The organism is Treponema sp. R6D11 (genome assembly GCF_054786075.1).
In genome coordinates, this window is sequence record NZ_BDHD01000383.1 from 1 (window position 1) to 1,205 (window position 1,205).

Consider the following 1,205-nt stretch of genomic DNA (forward strand, 5'->3'; position numbering starts at 1 on the left):
GTTGTTTCTTCTGGTATTGATATTTCGGGTATTGTTGATTGAACAGTTTGTCCGCCAGTGGCTAGTTCAATATAAGGATCGTGGTAAAAAAGTCCTTTAATAAATCCTCTGACACCCTCATATTCAACAGGCACAAAATAATCCTCATTATTCTTGATAACTTCGCCCGTTACTCTTAACTTACTTCCTTTTTTTGCCCATTTTACTACAGCGTCCCAACTCTCTGTAGTATTAGAATAGATAGGCGTTCCTTTATCTGCTGAATAATCACTTACAACAGTTACAAACACATTTTGCGTTGCGGCTTTCTTTGCGGCATCGGTTATCGGTTTCATTATCTCCGCTGATACTGCAATGTTTTTGTTATATTCTACTTTTATTAAAATCACATCAGCAACACATAAGGCTACTGTAAAGCCAACCGCAATGAGCATTACTGTTGATTTCAGTACTTTCCTTGCAACTCCTTTGTTCCGTTCCGCTACTACGTGTGCGTAGGGTCTTGTCGCTATGATGTAATAGACAAATCCGGCGGCGGTTGTGCCGAGAGCAAAAACTGCCTCCGCTATCTGATTCTTAAAGATTCCGATGATCATACTTGCAATAGCACCAAACCAAATGAACATTGCAAACTTTTTAACTATATCGCTGAACACTAAAGCACCCATTTCTTTTACCACGTCATAGTGCCAGAGGAAGTACCATGTGGGGGCTAATATCACCGGAGCAATTATAAATAAATACTTTTGAATTTCTGCGTTCGCGTTGTTGAATAGGTGTCCAGAAAACCCAAACGCCATCAAAAGTATAAAAGGACCTGCTATAATCATTAACGCAGTTGTTATAATCTTGCCGACAAAGCCTAACTTTAAGAGCAAGCCCCATATCAACCCTACCAGTTTGGCGATTATTATCGGACCCAAAATGAAAAGAGCGACAAATATCCCGGACATTCCTCCCATTATTCCGCCACCGCCGCCTTTGCCTCCGCCTCCTGCCGCACCTTGTTCATGTGCTTCTGCAGCACCCCTAGTGGAATGCCAAGACCCGTCGCTCGATTGCCAATTATTCCCGGCAGCTCCGTCTCCATATTCAACTGACATAAAAATCTCCTTTCATGCATTAAGCGGCATGAACGCTTTTATTAATTACCTCGCCCTCCACTAACAGTGGGAGTCCGCCAACGGCGGTTGTTTGGGCGGGGG

The 1,205-nt window shown here is 43.0% G+C and carries 1 protein-coding gene; it reads right to left on the minus strand.

The features are described 5' to 3' along the window. Positions 1 to 1,103: hypothetical protein (locus ACYVTD_RS13320; protein ID WP_461248223.1), on the minus strand; the 1,103-nt coding region annotated here is incomplete at its 3' end. Positions 1,104 to 1,205 lie beyond the last annotated feature (102 nt).